Below are 18233 nucleotides of genomic sequence, written 5' to 3'. Positions count from 1 at the left end.
GAGGTCCGATGATCGTCCGTCCCATCACCCGCGCCGATGTGCCCGCGCTGCTGCAATTGGCGCAAGCGGCCGGTGCCGGTCTTACCACGCTGCCCGCCAGCGAAGAGCGTCTGCTGCAACGGGTGGAAAACGCCGAGCGCAGCTTCCTGCAGCAGGCCCAGCCCGCCGATGCGGATTATCTCTTCGCCCTGGAAGACGACGGCGAGGTCATCGGCATCGCCGGCATCGCCGCCGCCCTGGGCCTGCGCGAGCCCTGGTACAACTACCGCGTCGGGCTGACGGTGAGCGCCTCGCGCGAGCTGGACATCCACCGCCAGATCCCCACGCTGTTCCTCGCCAACGACATGACCGGCAGTTCCGAACTCTGCTCGCTGTTCCTGCGCGCCGATCGCCGGGGGGGGGCGGCCGGGCGCCTGCTGTCCAAGTCGCGCTTCCTGTTCATCGCCGAATTCCGCGAGCTGTTCGCGGAGCGCATCATCGCCGAACTGCGCGGCATGTCCGATGGCAACGGCCAGTCGCCGTTCTGGGAAGGCCTGGGCCGGCATTTCTTCAAGATGGAATTCTCCCAGGCGGACTACCTCACCGGCATCGGCAACCGCGGCTTCATCGCCGAGTTGATGCCGCGCTTCCCGCTCTACACCTGCTTCCTCACGCCCGAGGCGCGCCAGGTGATCGGCCGGGTCCACCCGGACACCGAGGCCGCCCGCCGGCTGCTGGAAGCTGAGGGCTTCAACTACCAGGGCTACGTCGACATCTTCGACGCCGGCCCGACCCTGGAGGCCGAGACCGCCAAGGTGCGGGCGATCCGCGACAGCCAGCGCCTGGTGCTGGCGGTGGGCACGCCGGGCGACGACGCCGAGGTCTACCTGATCCACAACCGCAAGTGCCAGGACTGCCGCATCACCAGCGCCCGGGCCCGCCTGGCCGCTGGCACCCTGGTGGTGGACCTGGCCACTGCCCGCGAGCTGCGCCTGATGGCGGGCGCCCAGGTGCGCGCCGTGCGGCTGATGCCCTGAGGAGATCCCATGGACAGCCTGTATATCGATGGACAGTGGCGCGCCGCGCGGGGCGAGACCTTCACCTCGCGCGATCCCTATGACGGTGCCATGCTCTGGCAAGGCGCCGCCGCGGATGCCGGCGACGTCGACGCCGCCATCGCCGCGGCGCGCCAGGCCTTTCCTGCCTGGGAAAGAAGCGGCCACGCCGCGCGCCTGGAGATCCTCCAGGCCTTCGCCCAGGTGCTGCAGCAGCGTCGCCCCGAGCTGACCCGGGCGCTCGCCGAGGAAACTGGCAAGCCGCTCTGGGAAGCCGATACCGAGCTTGGCAGCATGATCGCCAAGGTGGCCATCTCCGCCCAGGCGGAGGCGGCGCGCAGTGGCGCGCGTACGGCCACCATGGGCGACGCCCGCAGCGTGACCCGGCATCGTCCGCACGGGGTGCTGGCGGTCTTCGGCCCCTATAACTTTCCCGGCCATCTGCCCAATGGCCATATCGTGCCGGCGTTGCTGGCCGGTAACACGGTGGTGTTCAAGCCCAGCGAGCTGACCCCGCGCTTCGCCTCCCTGACCCTGGATTGCTGGAGTGCCGCCGGACTGCCGGCCGGGGTGCTCAACCTGGTCCAGGGCGGCCGGCCCACCGGTGAAGCCCTGGCGGGCCACGCCGGCCTGGACGGCATCCTCTTCACCGGCTCCAGCGCCACCGGCGCGGCGCTGCACCGACTCAATGCGGAGCGTCCCCAGCGGCTGCTGGCCCTGGAGATGGGCGGCAACAATCCCTTGGTGGTGGCGCCGGTGGCCGATCTGGAGGCGGCCGTGGTGACCATCGTCCAGTCGGCCTTCCTTTCCGCCGGGCAGCGCTGCACCTGTGCCCGCCGCCTGATCCTGCCCCAGGGCACCTGGGGCGATGCGTTGCTCGAGCGCCTGGTCGCGGTCAGCGCCGGCCTCACCATCGGGCGCTTCGACGCCGAGCCGGCACCCTTCATGGGCACCGTCATCTCCCTGGCGACCGCCAAGGCCCTGTTGCAGACCCAGGCCCAGCGCCTGGCGCTGGGCGGTCGGGCGCTGCTGGAGATGCGGCAACCGGAAGCGGAGCGGGCACTGCTCACGCCGGGAATCCTCGACGTGTCGGCGATCGCCGAGCTGCCGGACGAAGAGGTCTTCGGCCCGCTGTTGCAGGTCCAGCGCTATGGTGACTTCGCCGAGGCCCTGAGCCTGGCCAATGCCACCCGCTTCGGCCTGGCCGCCGGACTGCTGGCCGACGATCCGGCCACCTACGAAAGCTTCTGGCTGGGCGTGCGCGCCGGCATCGTCAACTGGAACCGTCCCCTCACCGGCGCCGCCAGTGCGGCGCCTTTCGGCGGTGTCGGGGCCTCGGGCAACCATCGTCCCAGCGCCTACTATGCCGCCGACTACTGCGCCTTCCCCGTCGCGTCGCTGGAAAGCGACGCCCTGACCCTGCCCACCCAATTGCCTCCAGGACTACCGCTATGAGTCACCTCGCCCCCGTTGCGCGGGAGGTCAATTTCGATGGCCTGGTCGGTCCGACCCATAACTACGCCGGGCTGTCCTATGGCAACGTGGCGTCCCAGGCCAGCAAGCAGCAGCGGTCCAATCCGCGCGAGGCGGCGCGTCAAGGCCTGGCCAAGATGCAGGCGCTGATGGAGCTGGGCTTCGAGCAGGGCGTACTGGCGCCCCATGAGCGACCCGACATCGCCTCGCTGCGGCGCCTGGGTTTCGCCGGCAGCGATGCCCAGGTGCTGGAAAGCGCCGCCCGCGAGGCTTTGCCGCTGCTGCTGTCGGCCAGTTCCGCCTCGGCCATGTGGACGGCCAACGCCGCCACCGTCAGCCCCAGCGCCGACACCCGTGACGGTCGGGTGCACTTCACCCCGGCCAACCTGGCCTGCAAATTCCACCGCAGCCTCGAACCCAGCACCACGGCGCGCATCCTCCAGGCGATGTTTCGCGATCCGGCGCACTTCCAGCATCACGCGCCGCTGCCCTCGGTGGCCCAGTTCGGCGACGAGGGCGCGGCCAATCACACCCGCTTCAGCCACGACCATGGCGCCCCGGGCGTGGAGTTCTTCGTCTTCGGCCGCAGCGCCTTCGATCCGCGCTATCCCGAACCCCATCGCTACCCGGCGCGGCAGACCCTGGAAGCCTCCCAGGCCATCGCCCGGCTGCACGGGCTGAGCGAGGAGGGCGTGGTCTTCGCCCAGCAGAATCCGGCGGTGGTGGACCAGGGGGTCTTCCACAACGACGTCATCTCGGTGGGCAATGCCCAGGTGCTGTTCCACCACGAGGATGCCTTCCTCGACAGCGAGCGGGTGCTCGACGAACTGCAGGCCAAGCTCGCCCGGCAGGGTGGCCAGCTGCAACGACTCTGCGTGCGCCGCAGCGAGATCAGCGTCGGCGACGCCGTGCGTTCCTACCTGTTCAACAGCCAGCTGCTGGACCGGCCAGGCCAGGGCGCGCTGCTGGTGGTGCCCGACGAATGCCGGCAGAACGCCGCGGTCTGGGACTACCTGCAGGCCCAGGTTGGCGGGGCGGGCCCGCTGGGCGAGGTCAAGGTCTTCGATCTCAAGCAAAGCATGCAGAACGGTGGCGGACCCGCCTGTCTGCGCCTGCGCGTGGCCCTCAAGCCCGAGGAACTGGCAGCGGTGAATCCCGGCGTGCGTTTCACCCCGGGGCTGCACGCCCAACTGCTCGGCTGGGTGGATCGCCACTACCGCGACCGCCTGGAGCCCGCCGACCTGGCCGATCCCCAGTTGCTGGGCGAAGTCCGCACCGCACTCGACGAGCTGACCCAGTTGCTGGGCCTCGGCTCGGTCTATCCCTTTCAATTGCCCTGACGTCCGGAGCCCCCATGAGCAACCGCCTAGACCTCATCCTCGAACCCACCGCCGACGAGCAGCAGACACTGCAAGTCCAGCGCCTGGCCATTCGCCTGGCCGGCCGCGACCTCTGGCTGGAAGCCGACGGTGCCGGCGGCCTGAATATCTTCGCCGACTCCCAGGACGACGAAGAGCAGACGCCGGTGCTGGTATTGCGGCCCCAGGCGCTGAATGCCCTGGGCCTGTCCATCGCCCTGGAGACCTTCGCCGACGACGGCGATGAGAATCATGTGCATGACGCCGATTGCGGTTGCGGCCACGATCATTGAGTATCTAGCGCGACACGTCGCTCAGCGGAGTAGAGCATGGCTGCATCTGAACGTTATCGGTTGGCGCTTGGCCGCCTGCTGGACCTGACCCTGGCCGGCCGCGAGCCGACCGAGAAGATTCAATTGACCGCCGACGGCACCCGTCTCCACTGGCTGACCGAAGGGGTGCTGGAAGTCACGCCGCCGGTGGCGCGCGACAATCGCCTGGATCTGCTGCTGTCGGCGGGCATCCATGGCAACGAGACGGCGCCCATGGAGCTGCTCGACGAACTGCTCGGCGGCATCGCCAGTGGCGCCCTGCGCCCTGCCTGCCGGCTGCTGTTCATGTTCGGCAATCCCGATGCCATGCGGCGCGGCACCCGCTACGTCGAGCAGGACCTGAATCGGCTGTTCAATGGTCGCCATGCCCAGGCCGAAGGATCCGAGGCGCAACGCGCCAACGATCTCGAGCGGCTGTCGGCGCAGTTCTTCAGCAAGCCCGACCGGGCACGCCTGCACTACGACCTGCACACCGCGCTGCGCGCCTCGGCGCTGCCGCGTTTCGCGCTCTATCCCTGGAGCGCCGGCCGCGAGCATTCGGAAGCTGAGCTGCAGCGCCTCGAGGCCGCCGGGATCGAAGCCGTGCTGCTCTACGACAAGCCGGGCATCACCTTCAGCGCCTACACCTATGCCGAGTGCCAGGCCGAGGCCCTGACCCTGGAGCTGGGCCAGGCACGCCCCTTCGGCGAGAACAGTGAACTGGACCTGAGCCGCCTGCGGCTGCTGCTCGAAGCCCTGATCGAAGGCCGCGAAGCCGAGCTGCCGCCGTCGGATTCGTCGCTGCTGAGATTCCGCGTGGCGCGCCAGGTCTACAAGTCCAGCCCGCGCTTCCAGCTGCACCTGGCCGACGACGTGGCCAACTTCGCGCCACTGCGCCAGGGATCGCTGCTGGCCGAGGACGGCAGCGAGCGCTGGATCGTCGACGAAGCCGAGGCGCGCATCATCTTCCCCAATCCCAAGGTCGCCGTCGGCCTGCGGGCCGGGCTCATCGTCATCCCGGCCTAGGAGCAGTGACATGATCGATCTGCGCAGCGATACCGTCACCCAGCCCACCCCGGCCATGCGCCAGGCCATGCTGGACGCCGAGCTGGGCGACGACGTCTATGGCGAGGACCCAACCGTCACCCGGTTGGAGCAGCGGCTCGCCAAGGATCTCGGCCTGACGGCCGGGCTCTTCGTGCCCAGTGGCACCATGAGCAACCTGCTCGGCCTGCTGGCCCACTGCGAGCGGGGCGACGAATACCTGGTCGGCCAACAGGCCCACACCTACAAATACGAGGGCGGCGGTGCCGCGGTGCTCGGCTCGATCCAGCCGCAGCCCATCGAGATGGAGGCCGATGGCAGCCTGGATCTCGAGCGGGTACGCAGCTACATCAAGGCCGATGATTTCCACTTCGCCCGCACCCGCCTGCTGGCGTTGGAAAACACCATGCACGGCAAGGTGCTGCCGCTGAGCTATCTCGCCGCGGCACGGGCCTTCACCCGGGAGCACGGCCTGGCCCTGCACCTGGATGGCGCGCGGCTGTACAACGCCGCGGTGAAGCTGGGCGTGCCGGTGCGCGAGATCAGCCAGCATTTCGATTCGGTGTCGGTCTGCCTGTCCAAGGGCCTCGGCGCCCCGGTCGGCTCGGTGCTCTGTGGCGATGCCGCGCTCATCGCCAAGGCGCGTCGCTGGCGCAAGGTCGTGGGTGGCGGCATGCGCCAGGCCGGCATGCTGGCGGCGGCCGGGCTCCACGCTCTCGATCACCAGGTCGAGCGCCTCACCGACGATCATCGCCATGCCGCCCAGCTGGCCAGCGCCCTGGCCGAACTCGGCTACCGGGTGGAGCCGGTGCAGACCAACATGGTCTATCTCGCCATGGGCGACGAAGCCCCCGCCCTGCAGGCCTTCCTGGCCGGGCACGGTATCCGCATCAGTCCGGCGCCCCGCCTGCGCCTGGTCACCCATCTGGACGTACGCGCCGCCGATATCGACGCCGTGATCGCCGCTTTCGCCGCCTACCGCCGCCGCTAGGCTCGCTGGCGGCGTTTTTTCCGTCGCAACCGGGCGACATCCGGGCGCGGGCGTCGATATACTCCCGATCATGCGTGTCCGTTTTCCGCACGTGCCGCGTCTGCGGCGCCCGCTCCGTTCGTCTCGTCTGCGATCCAGTCGGATGCCCGTCACGCGCGTCGAAAAGCCCATTGTCTGGAATGAATATGAAAAGCGCCGAAATCCGTGAAGCCTTCCTCCGCTTCTTCGAAGAGAAGGGGCACACCCGGGTCGCCTCCAGTTCGCTGATCCCCGCGAACGACCCCACCCTGTTGTTCACCAACGCCGGGATGAACCAGTTCAAGGACTGCTTCCTCGGCATGGAAAAGCGCAGCTACACCCGCGCCGCCACCAGCCAGAAGTGCGTCCGCGCCGGCGGCAAGCACAACGACCTGGAGAACGTCGGCTACACGGCGCGTCACCACACCTTCTTCGAGATGCTGGGCAACTTCAGCTTCGGCGACTATTTCAAGCGCGATGCCATCCACTTCGCCTGGGAATTCCTCACCTCGCCCCAGTGGCTGGGGCTGCCGCGGGAAAAGCTCTGGGTCACCGTCTACGCCACCGATGACGAGGCCTACGACATCTGGACCAAGGAAGTCGGGGTGCCCGAGGCGCAGATGGTGCGCATCGGCGACAACAAGGGCGCGCCCTATGCCTCGGACAATTTCTGGACCATGGGCGACACCGGTCCCTGCGGCCCCTGCACCGAGATCTTCTTCGACCACGGTCCCGAGATCTGGGGCGGCCCGCCCGGCTCGCCGGAAGAAGACGGCGATCGCTACATCGAGATCTGGAACAACGTCTTCATGCAGTTCAACCGCACCGCCGATGGCGTCCTGCATCCGCTGCCGGCGCCCAGCGTCGACACTGGCATGGGCCTGGAGCGGGTGAGTGCGGTGCTGCAGCACGTGCATTCCAACTATGAGATCGACCTGTTCCAGCAGTTGCTGGCGGCCTCCGCCGAGGCCATCGGTTGCGCCAACGACGACGCCCCGTCGCTCAAGGTGGTGGCCGACCACATCCGCTCCTGCAGCTTCCTGATCGCCGATGGCGTGCTGCCGTCCAACGAAGGCCGTGGCTACGTGCTGCGCCGCATCATTCGCCGCGCCTGCCGCCACGGCAACAAGCTGGGCGCCAAGGGCACCTTCTTCCACAAGATCGTCGCCGCCCTGGTGGCCGAGATGGGCCAGGCCTATCCCGAGCTGTTCCAGCAGCAGGCCCACATCGAGCGCGTGCTGCGCACCGAGGAAGAGCAGTTCGCCAAGACCCTGGAGCAGGGCCTGAAGATCCTCGAGCAGGATCTGGCGCAGCTGCAGGGCGACACCATTCCCGGTGACGTGGTGTTCAAGCTCTATGACACCTACGGCTTCCCGGTCGACCTGACCAACGACATCGCCCGCGAGCGCAACTTGAATCTCGACGAGGAAGGCTTCGAGCGCGAGATGGAAGCCCAGCGCGAGCGCGCCCGTTCCGCCAGCGCCTTCGGCGTCGACTACAACAGCCTGGTCAAGGTCGAGGGCGAGACCCGCTTCCTCGGCTACGACACCACCAGCGCCTCGGGCACCATCGTCGCCCTGTACCGCGCCGGCCAGCCGGTGGACCGCCTGGCCGAAGGCGAGGAGGGCGTGGTCATCCTCGACCAGACGCCGTTCTACGGTGAATCCGGTGGCCAGGTTGGCGATACCGGCACCCTGGAGAGCGCCGGCGTGAGCTTCGCCGTGCGCGACACTACCAAGACCCAGGGCGCCTTCCTGCACCACGGCGTGGTGACCAAGGGCAGCCTCAACGTCGGCACCGCGCTCATGGCCCAGGTCGACGCCGGCCGCCGCCAGGGCATCGCCCTGAACCACTCCGGTACCCACCTGCTGCACGCCGCGCTGCGCCAGGTGCTGGGCGACCACGTCCACCAGAAGGGCTCCCTGGTCAACGACCAGCGCCTGAGATTCGACTTCAGCCACTTCGAGGCCATCAAGCCCGAGGAGCTCAAGCGCATCGAAGCCATCGTCAACGAAGAGATCCGCAAGAACAGCGCGGTGACCACCGAGGTCATGGCCATCGACGAGGCCAAGGCGCGCGGCGCCATGGCGCTGTTCGGCGAGAAGTACGGCGACGTGGTGCGCGTGGTTGGCATGGGCGGTGAATTCTCCGTCGAGCTGTGCGGCGGTACCCACGTGGCCCAGACCGGCGACATCGGCCTGCTCAAGCTGGTCAGCGAAGGCGGCGTGGCCTCCGGCGTACGCCGGGTGGAAGCCATCACCGGTACCGCGGCCCTGGCCTACCTGAACGGCGCCGAGGAGCAACTGCGCGAAGCCGCCAGCCTGCTCAAGGGCAGCCGCGACAACGTGCTGGATAAGCTGGCCGCGCTGGTCGAGCGCAATCGCCAGCTGGAAAAGGAAATCGAGCAGCTCAAGGCCAAGGCAGCCAGCGCCTCGGCCGGTGACCTGGTCAACCAGGCGCTGGACGTCAAGGGGGCCAAGGTCCTCACCGCGCGTCTCGATGGCCTCGACGGCAAGGCGCTGCTGGCCCTGGTCGACCAGCTCAAGAACAAGCTGGGCAGTGGCATGATCCTGCTGGGCGGCGAAGCCGAGGGCAAGGTGGTGCTGGTGGCCGGCGTCACCGCCGACCTGACCGCCAAGCTCAAGGCCGGTGAGCTGATGAAGCGCGCCGCGGCCGTGGTCGGTGGCAAGGGCGGCGGTCGCCCGGACATGGCCCAGGGCGGCGGCACCGATGCCAGCCAGCTCGAGGCGGCCCTGGCCTGTGCAGGTCGATATGCCGAGGAAAGCCTCTAGCGCCTCCAGGGCGGGTGCGGGTCGCCGGGGAGGGCGGCCCGCGCTCTCATCCAACAACATGAATCAGATTTTTCTGCGGACGGGCAGCAAGCAATGGCATTGATCGTACAGAAATTCGGCGGGACCTCGGTGGGTACGGTGGAGCGTATCGAGCAGGTCGCCGAGAAGGTGAAACGCTTCCATGAGGCGGGTGACCAGATCGTGGTGGTGGTGTCGGCCATGAGCGGCGAGACCAATCGCCTGATAGGTCTCGCCAAACAGATCATGGAGCAACCCGATCCGCGCGAGCTGGACGTCATGGTTTCCACCGGCGAGCAGGTCACCATCGGCCTGCTGGCCATGGCGCTGCTCAAGCGGGGCGTCCAGGCGGTGTCCTACACCGGCAGCCAGGTGCGCATCCTCACCGACAGCGCCCACACCAAGGCGCGCATCCAGCAGATCGACGACGCCCGTATCCGCGCCGACCTCAAGGCGCGCAAGGTGGTGGTCGTGGCCGGCTTCCAGGGCGTCGACGAGCAGGGCAACATCACCACCCTGGGTCGCGGTGGCTCCGACACCACCGGCGTGGCCCTGGCGGCCGCGCTGAAGGCCGATGAATGCCAGATCTACACCGACGTCGACGGCGTCTACACCACCGACCCGCGCGTGGTGCCCCAGGCCCAGCGCCTGGACAAGATCACCTTCGAGGAGATGCTGGAAATGGCCAGCCTCGGCTCCAAGGTGCTGCAGATCCGTTCGGTGGAATTCGCCGGCAAGTACAACGTGCCGCTGCGCGTGCTGCACAGTTTTCAGGAGGGTCCAGGTACCCTCATTACCCTTGATGAAGAGGAATCCATGGAACAGCCGATCATTTCCGGCATCGCCTTCAACCGTGACGAAGCCAAGCTGACCATTCGCGGTGTGCCGGACACTCCCGGCGTGGCCTTCAAGATCCTCGGCCCGATCAGCGCGGCCAACATCGAAGTCGACATGATCGTGCAGAACGTGGCGCACGATAACACCACCGACTTCACCTTCACCGTGCACCGCAACGACTACCAGAGCGCCCTGGAGATCCTCAAGCGCACGGGCGTCGAGATCGGCGCCCGCGAGTCCGTGGGCGACACCAAGATCGCCAAGGTCTCCATCGTCGGCGTCGGCATGAGATCCCATGCCGGCGTGGCCAGCCAGATGTTCGAGGCCCTGGCCAAGGAGAGCATCAACATCCAGATGATCTCCACCTCCGAGATCAAGGTATCGGTGGTCATCGAGGAGAAATACCTCGAACTGGCCGTCCGTGCGCTGCACACCGCCTTCGAGCTCGACGCCCCCGCACGCGGCGCCGAGTGACCGGGTAACGAGGTCCCTGCCACAGGGACCTCATCTATCGCCCCGGTCTGCGGAACTTTACTTGCATGGACAGAGGTCAATAGCGACTAGAAGGTCCATTCAGGGATCGTTTCGGGTTTTTCGTGCAGACTGGGTTCAACGCTTAAGGAGAATGGAATGCTTATTTTGACTCGTCGGGTTGGTGAGACCCTGATGGTGGGTGACGAAGTCACCGTGACGGTACTGGGAGTCAAGGGCAACCAGGTCCGCATCGGCGTCAATGCACCCAAGGAAGTCGCGGTTCATCGCGAGGAAATCTACCAGCGCATCCAGAAGGAAAAGGACCAAGAACCAAACCACTGATTTTTTTTGAATTTTTCTCTTTGCAAACGGGCAAAGCTTCGATATAGTTTCGCCCCGTTGCGGTGAGGTGGCCGAGTGGCCGAAGGCGCTCCCCTGCTAAGGGAGTACACCTCAAAAGGGTGTCGAGGGTTCGAATCCCTCCCTCACCGCCATTTGCTTCAAACTGGCTCCGCTGTACTGACCTGAAGGTAAGTACCTGATAAACAAGCAAATTTGCTTGACACGTCAGAAACGGAAGCTAGAATACGCAGCTTCAACGCACTCGTAGCTCAGCTGGATAGAGTACTCGGCTACGAACCGAGCGGTCGGAGGTTCGAATCCTCCCGAGTGCGCCAAATCGACGAAGCCTGTGGCTTCAGCAGTACCAGCGGTGTTCTGGCTAAACGCACCGAAACGCACTCGTAGCTCAGCTGGATAGAGTACTCGGCTACGAACCGAGCGGTCGGAGGTTCGAATCCTCCCGAGTGCGCCAAACATGAAGAAGGGCCTGCAGCGATGCAGGCCCTTTTTTATTGCCCGCGGATTCGTGCCAGTATCCGCGGTCGCCGGGTTTGCCGAGGTCACCTCCGACCCGGTCGCTGGTTTTTCCGATATCGCCCGCGAGAGGGTCGCATCATGCAGTGGGACAGACCGACTCCCCATCTCCTGCCACTTCGCATCGCTGCCGAGCACATCGACGGCCTTGGCCATGCGAACAATGCCGTCTACGTGGCTTGGCTCGAGCAGTGCGCCTGGCAGCATTCGGCTGCCCTGGGCCTGGACCTGGCCACCTTCCAGCGCCTGGATCGGGCGATGGCCGTGGTGCGCCACGAGATCGACTACCTCAGCAGTGGCTACCAGGACGACGAGCTGGTGCTGGGCACCTGGCTGGTGGACTGGGATCGCCGCCTGCGCATGACCCGGCAATTCCAGCTGCAGCGTCCCGCCGATGGCGTGACGCTGTTGCGCGCCCGCACGACCTTCGTCTGCATCGAGCTATCCTCCGGCAAGCCCAGGCGCATGCCGCCCGAGTTCCTCGCCGGCTACGGCCAGGCACTGCCCGGCGAGGACGTCTGAGCATGGAAATCGCCCTGGCGCCCATGGAAGGCCTCGTCGACGACATCCTGCGCGAGCTGCTGACGGAAGTCGGTGGCCTCGACTGGTGCGTGAGCGAATTCATCCGCGTCTGTGACCGCCTGTTGCCCGCCGCCGCCTTCGCCAAGCTGGCGCCGGAGCTGGGGCAGGGCGCACGGACGCCGTCCGGTACGCCCATGCGGGTGCAGCTGCTGGGCTCGGATCCGGCCTGCCTGGCCGACAACGCGGCCTTCGCCTGCACCCTGGGTGCGCCGGTGATCGACCTCAACTTCGGCTGCCCGGCTAAGACCGTCAACAAGTCCCGCGGCGGGGCGGTGCTGCTCAAGGAGCCGGAACTGCTCAATCGCATCGTCGAGAGCGTGCGCCAGGCCGTGCCAGCGCATATTCCGGTGACCGCCAAGATGCGTCTGGGCTACGACAGCCCGAATGCCGCCCTGGCCTGCGCCGAGGCGCTGGCCGAGGGCGGCGCCGCTCAGTTGGTGGTCCATGCGCGGACCAAGGTCGAGGGCTACAAGCCGCCGGCGCACTGGGAGTGGGTGGCGCGGGTCGCGGACCGGGTGTCCGTGCCAGTGCTGGCCAATGGCGAGATCTGGACCCTGGACGACTACTGGCGCTGCCGCAGCGTCAGCGGCCAGGCCTCGGTGATGCTGGGGCGCGGCCTGGTCTCGCGACCGGACCTGGCGCTGCAGATTGCCACTGCGGTGCGCGGTGAAGAGACCACGGCGCAGAGCTGGGCCGAGATCCTGCCGCGGGTGCAGCGCTTCTGGCTGATGGCGCAGCGCAAGCTGGCGCCGCGCTACGCCCCCGGACGCCTCAAGCAATGGCTCGGCATGCTGACCCGCAGCTACCCCGAGGCCGCAGCCCTGTTCGCCGAGGTGCGGCGCGAATCCGATTGCGCGCTGATCGACCGCCTGCTCGGCCTGGCCGGCCCAACCCCGGCGAAGCTTGATCTGGATCAAGAGCCGCTACGCCAATCCGGCTAGGCTGCGAAGGGTGGTGACGGCGGAGCGTCGTCATCGCGCGCACGCAAGGCACTTCAGGCGACTCAGGGTCGCCTTTTTTTCGTCTGGCGCCCGGGCTGGAACTTAGCCGGCGCAGTGCGGCCTATGCTGCATCCCTGCCATTTCCAGAGCCCCCGTGCGTCTACCCTGGACGGTTTTCCTCGCACCCTCGCCCGCGGCCCTTATCTTCGCCGGCAAGACCCTGTTCGCCGCGGGCCTGGCGCTCTGGCTGGCGTTCAGGTTCAGCCTGGAACAACCGGTCTGGGCCTGCATGACGGTGATGATCGTCTCCCAGCCGCTCTCCGGCATGGTGGTGGCCAAGGGGCTGTTCCGCCTGCTCGGTACCCTCGTCGGGACCTGCATGGCAGTGGTGCTCATGGGCTTCTTCGCCCAGACCCCCTGGCTGTTCCTGCTGGCCCTGGCCACCTGGATGGCGCTGTGCACGGCCGCCTCGACCCTGCTGCGCAATCACTTTGCCTATGGCTTCGTCCTGGCCGGTTATACCGTCGCCATCATCGGCCTGCCGGCCATTGCCCATCCACTGACGGTGTTCGACCAGGCCGTCGCCCGCTGTACCGAGATTTGCCTGGGCATCGTGGTGGCCTCCGCCGTCAGCGCCCTGGTCTGGCCGCAGCGGGTGGAGCAGACCCTGGCGCTTCAGGCCCGGCGGACCTGGGAGCAGGGGGTGGCCGCTGCCCGCGCGGAGCTGGCCGGGGCACAGGAGGCGACCCAGGGCCTGCTGGCCGTGCTCGGCCAGGTGGTGGCCGTGGATGCCCAGCGCGACCACACCTGGTTCGAAGGGCAGCGCGGGCGCCAGCGCGCCCGGGCGCTGCGCCTGCTCTCCCGTGACCTGCTCAGCCTGTTGCGTACCGCCCGGGGCGCCATGCGCCAGTGGCGGGGTCTGGACGAGCCGCGGCGCGCCGCGCTGCAGCCCTGGCGCGACGAACTGGTCGCGACCCTGGCCGACCCCCAGGCCCCAGCCCTGGAAGGCCTCCTGCAGCGTCTGCGGGCGGCTGCCGGCACCTCGCCGTCGCTCGACAACGACCAGCGCTACCTGCTCGCTCGCTTTGCCATCCTGCTGGACAAGATCCTGCTCGCCGGCCGCGCCCTGGATAGCGTCCATACCGCGCAGCTCAGCGCCGTGGCGCCCTCGGCGCTGGCGCGCCACCGCGACCTGCAGACGGCGCTGCTCTATGGCCTGCGCAGTGCCTGCGCGCTGCTCGGCGTCGGAGTGTTCTGGCTGGCCAGCGCCTGGCCTTCGGCGCCCGGCGCCATGCTCATGGCCGGGGTGATCTGCAGCCTGTTCGCCAACCGCGACAACGCCGTCACCATCGGCCTCGGTTTCCTGCGCGGCATCCTCTATGCGGCGCCGGTCGCCATCCTCGTCAGCCAGGTGCTGTTGCCGCAGATCAGCGGCTATCCACTGCTCTGCCTGGTGCTCGGCGTGCCACTGTTCTTCGCCGCCTTGGGCATGGCCGGGCCGCCCGCAGTGGTGGGGACGGCGACCGCCTTTGCCATCCACCTGCTGGTGCTGGTCTCGCCGAGCAACCAGGGTCACGTCGACATGGCAGCCTTGCTCAACCAGTTGCAGAGCCTGCTGATCGGCGTGGGCTTCGCCGTGCTGATGTTCCGCCTGATCAACCTGCGCACCCCGCGGCGCACCAGTCGCCGCATTCTCGAGGCCACCACCTATGACCTGCAGCGGCTGACCACGGTACCCCTGGCCAATGCCGAGACCTGGTTCGGTGGCCGCATGGCGGATCGGCTGCTGCTGCTGGCGCGCCATATCGAGCAACTCTCGGTCGCGGAGCGCGGCCGGTGGGAGCAAGGTCTGCTGGCCCTCGACCTGGGTAACGAACTGCTGCATCTGCGCGCCTGCCTGGCCGGTGCCGACGGCGAGGTGGCTCGGGCGCGGGATGCCTTTCTGGCGCGCTTCGCCGAAGCGCTGGCGGTGGGCTTCGGCGATTTGCATCCCGCTGCGTTGGTGGCGCCTGCACGCCGCCTGCGCGAGGCGCTCGACCAGGCGCCGGACGATGAGCCGCATCGGCTCGCGCGCGGGGCCATCGGCCAGCTCCAGCAGACCTGGCGCAGCTGTTGTCTGAAGGCGGTAGCGGAGGAGGGCGCGGATGAATCTGCATGAATGGGCCATCGGCGGGGTCTACCTCGGGCCGCTGTTCGTCTACGGTGTGCTGGCGCTGGTGCTCTCGGCACTGTCGCTGTGGCTGCTGCAGCGGGTCGGCCTCGGCCGCTACCTCTGGCACAGCGCCCTGTTCGGCTGCGCGCTGTTCGTGCTCTGGCTGGCCGGCATCGTCGCCGTCCTGGCCACCTGAGTCCCTGACAAGAGGATCGACAAGGCGATGCACAAGACCCTGCGTGTGGCGATCACCCTGATCGTGGTAGTGCTGGCGATACTGGCCGGCAGCTGGCTGTGGCACTTCTATCTCTACACCCCCTGGACACGCGATGCGCGGGTCCGCGCGGACGTGGTGGTGGTAGCGCCCGATGTGTCCGGCTGGGTGACCCGCCTGGCGGTGGGCGACAACCAGCTGGTGAAGCCGGGTGACCTGCTGCTGCAGATCGACCAGCAGCGCTACCAGGCCAACCTGGATCATGCCAAGGCGGTCGCCGCCACCCGCCAGCAGCAGCTGCGCCTGCGCGAGAGCGAGGCCGCCCGGCGGCAGCGACTGGGCACCAGCGCCATCAGCGCCGAGGATCGGGAGACCGCCGACGTCAATGTCGCCATCGCCCGCAGCCAGTACCAGGAAGCCCAGAGCGATGTGAACCTCGCCCAGATCAACCTAGACCGCAGTCGGGTCCTGGCGCCCCGGGAAGGGCGGATCACCAACCTGAGGTTCGCCGAGGGCAACTATGTGCAGACCGGGCAGGCGGTGATGGCGCTGGTGGATACCCGCTCCTTCTACGTGATGGCCTACTTCGAGGAAACCAAGATCCCGCACATCCACCCGGGCGATGCGGTCCGCGTCCGGCTGATGAACCATGCCGCGCCGCTGCAGGGTCGGGTAGCCAGCATCAGCAGCGGCATCACCGACCGCAACGCGGCCAACGATGCGCAACTGCTGGCCAACGTCGAGCCCACCTTCAACTGGGTGCGGCTGGCGCAGCGCATCCCGGTGCGCATCGAGCTGCTGGACGTACCGGCGCAGATCCACCTCAGCGCCGGCATGACCGCCAGCGTGTCGGTCCTCGACGGCGAAGGGCACCATCCGCTGCAAGGCTGGCGGCGGCTCTGGGACTACTGAAGCCGCCGGATAGAGCGCTGGCCCGGGATGGCGAGCGCGGGCGGGAGCGGCGTTCGCCAGGGATGGCCGCGACCGCCGCACGGGTATTACCCGGCGCGTGCTGGCCAGCGGTGCTTTTCAGTACGACTAAAGTCGTCTGGAAGCCTTGTGGGGCGGGCCTAGAGTAGGACTCGACGCTCCCGTCATGCTGTAAGGAACAACAATAATGAATGACAGCACCTACCGGCGGATTGAAGCCAGTCCGCGTTTCAAAGAACTGGTGGCCAAGCGCGAGCGATTCGCCTGGACGCTCTCGGCCATCATGCTCGGACTCTATTCCGCCTTCATCCTCCTGATCGCCTTCGCTCCCAAGGTCCTCGGTACCCGCATCCATGCGGAAACCGCCATGACCTGGGGCATTCCACTGGGCGTCGGCCTGATCCTCTCCGCCTTCGTCCTGACCGGCATCTACGTGCGCCGGGCCAATGGCGAGTTCGATCGGCTCAACGGGGAAATCCTCCGGGAGGTGCAGTCATGAGACGTCTACTCCTAGCCAGCGGTCTGTTCGCGCTGTCGCCCGCCCTGTGGGCGGCCGATGCCATCAGCGGCGCGGTGCAGCGCCAGCCGCTGAACCTCCACGCCATCCTCATGTTCGTGGCCTTCGTCGGGGCCACCCTGGGCATCACCTACTGGGCGTCCAAGCGCAACCGTTCGGCGGCGGACTACTACGCCGCGGGCGGTCGCATCACCGGCTTCCAGAACGGCCTGGCGATCGCCGGTGACTACATGTCGGCCGCTTCCTTCCTGGGGATCTCCGCGCTGGTGTTCACCTCGGGCTACGACGGCCTGATCTACTCCATCGGCTTCCTGGTAGGCTGGCCGATCATCCTATTCCTCATCGCCGAGCGCCTGCGCAACCTTGGCAAGTACACCTTCGCCGACGTGGCCTCCTACCGCCTCAAGCAGAAGGACATCCGGACCCTGTCCGCCTGCGGTTCGCTGGTGGTGGTCGCGCTCTACCTGATCGCCCAGATGGTCGGCGCCGGCAAGCTGATCCAGTTGCTGTTCGGCCTGGACTACAGCATCGCCGTGGTGCTGGTGGGCATCCTCATGGTGCTCTATGTACTCTTCGGTGGCATGCTGGCCACCACCTGGGTGCAGATCATCAAGGCGGTGCTACTGCTGTCCGGTGCCAGCTTCATGGCCTTCATGGTGATGAAACATGTCGGCTTCGACTTCAACCGGCTGTTCGCCGAAGCCATCGCCGTGCATCCGAAGGGCGAAGCCATCATGAGCCCCGGCGGCCTGGTGAAGGATCCGATCTCGGCCTTCTCCCTCGGCCTGGCGCTGATGTTCGGTACCGCCGGCCTGCCGCACATCCTGATGCGCTTCTTCACCGTCAGCGACGCCAAGGAAGCCCGTAAGAGCGTGTTCTACGCCACCGGCTTCATCGGCTACTTCTACATCCTGACCTTCATCATCGGCTTCGGCGCCATCCTGCTGGTCAGCACCAACCCGGCCTTCAAGGACGCCGCCGGCGCCCTGCTGGGTGGTAACAACATGGCCGCGGTGCACCTCGCCAACGCCGTGGGTGGCAGCATCTTCCTCGGCTTCATCTCGGCGGTGGCCTTCGCCACCATCCTGGCGGTGGTGGCCGGCCTGACCCTGGCCGGTGCCTCGGCGGTGTCCCATGACCTCTACGCCAGCGTGATCAAGAAGGGCCATGCCAACGAGAAAGACGAGATCCGCGTTTCCAAGATGACCACCGTGGCGCTGGGCGTCGTCGCCATCGCCCTGGGGATCCTCTTCGAGAAGCAGAACATCGCCTTCATGGTGGGCCTGGCGTTCTCCATCGCCGCCAGCTGCAACTTCCCCATCCTGCTGCTCTCGATGTACTGGAAGCGCCTGACCACACGGGGTGCCATGATCGGTGGCTGGCTCGGCCTGATCACCGCAGTGGCGCTGATGGTGCTCGGCCCGACCATCTGGGTGACCATCCTCGGTCACGCCAAGCCGATCTACCCCTATGAATACCCGGCGCTGTTCTCCATCGCCGTGGCCTTCATCGGTATCTGGTTCTTCTCCATCACCGACAAGTCGGCGGCTGCCGAGGAGGAGCGGGCGCGCTTCTACCCGCAGTTCGTCAGATCCCAGACCGGCCTGGGTGCCAGCGGCGCCGTCGCCCACTGATCACCCACCGGGGATAGGACAACGCCCGGATCGATCA

At 67.2% G+C, this 18233-nt stretch carries 16 protein-coding genes and 3 tRNA genes; all 19 read left to right on the top strand.

Translation table 11 applies throughout. From position 1 onward, the window contains the following. Positions 1 to 8: 8 nt before the first annotated feature. The 19 genes from astA (at position 9) to ACYJP6_RS03670 (ending at position 18196) form a co-directional block, all read left to right on the top strand. The gene (astA, locus tag ACYJP6_RS03760) at positions 9 to 1016 is read left to right on the top strand and encodes an arginine N-succinyltransferase (RefSeq protein WP_459473511.1); all 1008 of its coding nucleotides are present in this window, start codon (positions 9 to 11) and stop codon (positions 1014 to 1016) included. A gap of 9 nt (positions 1017 to 1025) precedes the next feature. Beyond that, the gene (astD, locus tag ACYJP6_RS03755; RefSeq protein ID WP_459473509.1) at positions 1026 to 2489 is read left to right on the top strand and encodes a succinylglutamate-semialdehyde dehydrogenase; all 1464 of its coding nucleotides are present in this window, start codon (positions 1026 to 1028) and stop codon (positions 2487 to 2489) included. Continuing rightward, entirely contained in the window at positions 2486 to 3847 is a 1362-nt protein-coding gene (gene astB, locus ACYJP6_RS03750) for an N-succinylarginine dihydrolase (protein ID WP_459473507.1), read from the top strand. Before astD ends, astB begins: the two co-directional genes overlap by 4 nt. Before the next feature lie 14 nt (positions 3848 to 3861). After that, positions 3862 to 4158, top strand: coding sequence for a hypothetical protein (locus ACYJP6_RS03745; protein ID WP_007159106.1), 297 nt, complete (start codon positions 3862 to 3864; stop codon positions 4156 to 4158). Positions 4159 to 4194: 36 nt separating this feature from the next. Next, positions 4195 to 5202 (top strand): succinylglutamate desuccinylase, encoded by a 1008-nt coding sequence (gene astE / locus ACYJP6_RS03740; protein ID WP_459473505.1) that lies wholly within the window; start codon positions 4195 to 4197, stop codon positions 5200 to 5202. Between the two features lie 10 nt (positions 5203 to 5212). Next, positions 5213 to 6211 (top strand): low-specificity L-threonine aldolase, encoded by a 999-nt coding sequence (gene ltaE / locus ACYJP6_RS03735; protein WP_459473504.1) that lies wholly within the window; start codon positions 5213 to 5215, stop codon positions 6209 to 6211. A 185-nt stretch (positions 6212 to 6396) separates the two neighbouring features. Further along, positions 6397 to 9021: an alanine--tRNA ligase gene (gene alaS / locus ACYJP6_RS03730; protein ID WP_459473502.1), complete on the top strand. Its 2625-nt coding sequence runs from the start codon at positions 6397 to 6399 to the stop codon at positions 9019 to 9021. A gap of 93 nt (positions 9022 to 9114) precedes the next feature. Next, on the top strand, positions 9115 to 10350 hold the full coding sequence (locus ACYJP6_RS03725; RefSeq protein WP_145005447.1) for an aspartate kinase: 1236 nt from the start codon (positions 9115 to 9117) through the stop codon (positions 10348 to 10350). A gap of 156 nt (positions 10351 to 10506) precedes the next feature. Then, complete coding sequence (gene csrA / locus ACYJP6_RS03720; RefSeq protein WP_007159101.1) at positions 10507 to 10692, top strand: carbon storage regulator CsrA; 186 nt, start codon at positions 10507 to 10509, stop codon at positions 10690 to 10692. Between the two features lie 61 nt (positions 10693 to 10753). Beyond that, positions 10754 to 10844 (top strand) — tRNA-Ser (locus tag ACYJP6_RS03715). 106 nt (positions 10845 to 10950) lie between these two features. Further along, a tRNA-Arg gene (locus tag ACYJP6_RS03710) sits at positions 10951 to 11027 on the top strand. A gap of 60 nt (positions 11028 to 11087) precedes the next feature. Then, a tRNA-Arg gene (locus tag ACYJP6_RS03705) sits at positions 11088 to 11164 on the top strand. Positions 11165 to 11307: 143 nt separating this feature from the next. Beyond that, entirely contained in the window at positions 11308 to 11748 is a 441-nt protein-coding gene (locus ACYJP6_RS03700; protein ID WP_459473501.1) for an acyl-CoA thioesterase, read from the top strand. A gap of 2 nt (positions 11749 to 11750) precedes the next feature. Then, positions 11751 to 12749 (top strand): tRNA dihydrouridine synthase, encoded by a 999-nt coding sequence (locus ACYJP6_RS03695; RefSeq protein WP_459473500.1) that lies wholly within the window; start codon positions 11751 to 11753, stop codon positions 12747 to 12749. A 154-nt stretch (positions 12750 to 12903) separates the two neighbouring features. Next, positions 12904 to 14907: an FUSC family protein gene (locus tag ACYJP6_RS03690; protein WP_459473498.1), complete on the top strand. Its 2004-nt coding sequence runs from the start codon at positions 12904 to 12906 to the stop codon at positions 14905 to 14907. Further along, the gene (locus ACYJP6_RS03685) at positions 14894 to 15097 is read left to right on the top strand and encodes a DUF1656 domain-containing protein (RefSeq protein WP_459473497.1); all 204 of its coding nucleotides are present in this window, start codon (positions 14894 to 14896) and stop codon (positions 15095 to 15097) included. The genes ACYJP6_RS03690 and ACYJP6_RS03685 overlap by 14 nt, the downstream gene beginning before the upstream one ends. Positions 15098 to 15124: 27 nt before the next feature. After that, complete coding sequence (locus ACYJP6_RS03680; protein ID WP_459473495.1) at positions 15125 to 16027, top strand: efflux RND transporter periplasmic adaptor subunit; 903 nt, start codon at positions 15125 to 15127, stop codon at positions 16025 to 16027. 205 nt (positions 16028 to 16232) lie between these two features. Continuing rightward, on the top strand, positions 16233 to 16544 hold the full coding sequence (locus ACYJP6_RS03675; protein WP_459473493.1) for a DUF485 domain-containing protein: 312 nt from the start codon (positions 16233 to 16235) through the stop codon (positions 16542 to 16544). Then, a complete protein-coding gene (locus ACYJP6_RS03670; RefSeq protein ID WP_459473491.1) occupies positions 16541 to 18196 on the top strand; it encodes a cation acetate symporter in 1656 nt (551 codons plus the stop codon). Before ACYJP6_RS03675 ends, ACYJP6_RS03670 begins: the two co-directional genes overlap by 4 nt. Positions 18197 to 18233: the final 37 nt, after the last annotated feature.

The organism is Pseudomonas sp. No.117 (genome assembly GCF_054558395.1).
This window is presented reverse-complemented; position numbering and strand designations above follow the sequence as displayed.